Raw genomic sequence first — 1082 nt, forward strand, 5'->3', positions numbered from 1 at the left:
CTGCCACCCTGCCACCCTGCCACCCTGCCTGTAGGTGGGCAAAGTTATTTGCCCTTTCGGACAAGGTTAGAGGGTTAGGCCAAAGTTAATGGCTCACTCCCCTCCTGCTGGTAAACCCCGGTTGACTGAAAGGTCTGCCGGGGTTTTGTCATTCAGGGGCATTTGATTTTTCGGGCTTCAAGTGGCGTCGACTTGTAGAATCGGGCCAACTTTTTCTGATGCTCAGACGCCATGGTAGCTACCGCCGGGTGCTGAGCGTCGTGCTTTGTATAGGGATTGATTTACCCATGGCTGACAAGCTGTCACTCGAAACGCTGGAGACCTGGCTCTGGGAGTCCGCCAACATTCTGCGCGGTTCTATCGACTCCTCCGACTTCAAGAACTACATCTTTGGCTTGCTCTTCCTCAAGCGTTACAACGACGTGTTCGAAGAGCGCATTGCCAAGCTGATGAAGGACGAAGGTCTGACCTTTGGCGATGCACAGGATGAGATCGAGGACAAATATGGCAAGTTTCCGATCAGCGCCCGCTGGTTCGATCTGATCTCACGCACCGAGAATATCGGCGAAGCCCTCGACAAGGCGTTTGCGACCATCGAGGCCAACAACCCTGAACTTCAACATGTTCTCACTGCTACGCAGTACGGTGACAAGCGGGTGCTGGCGGATGCCACCTTGCAGCGCCTGCTGCGTCACTTTAACCAGTACAAGCTGGGCAATGAAGACTTGTACAAGGCCGACATGCTGGGTGATGCCTACGAGTATCTGATCAAGCAGTTTGCCGACGACGCCGGTAAAAAAGGCGGCGAGTTCTATACGCCCAAGGCCGTGGTGCAATTGGTGGTTGAGCTGATCGACCCGCAACCCGGCCACAGTGTTTACGACCCTACTTGCGGCAGTGGCGGCATGCTGGTGGAGAGTGCCCATCATGTTTCTCGTCTGCCCAATGGCACACTGATGGGTAAGCCCAATGTACTGCTTTACGGCCAGGAGAAGAACCTGGGCACTTGGGCTATCGCCAAGCTCAACCTTTACCTGCACAACATGCATGCGTGTTGGCGCTGATGGAAAATTGACCCACCC

Annotated in this window: 1 protein-coding gene; it reads left to right on the plus strand. The window is 54.8% G+C overall.

What is annotated here, in order from left to right:
• Positions 1-287: 287 nt before the first annotated feature.
• Positions 288-1064 carry a class I SAM-dependent DNA methyltransferase gene (locus CXP40_RS23535; protein WP_218239125.1) on the plus strand — a complete coding sequence of 259 codons (777 nt, stop codon included), beginning with the start codon at positions 288-290 and terminating at the stop codon, positions 1062-1064.
• Positions 1065-1082 lie beyond the last annotated feature (18 nt).

It is taken from the genome of Pseudomonas sp. YY-1 (assembly GCF_002843095.1).
GTDB classification, from domain to species: Bacteria; Pseudomonadota; Gammaproteobacteria; order Pseudomonadales; family Pseudomonadaceae; genus Aquipseudomonas; species Aquipseudomonas sediminis_A.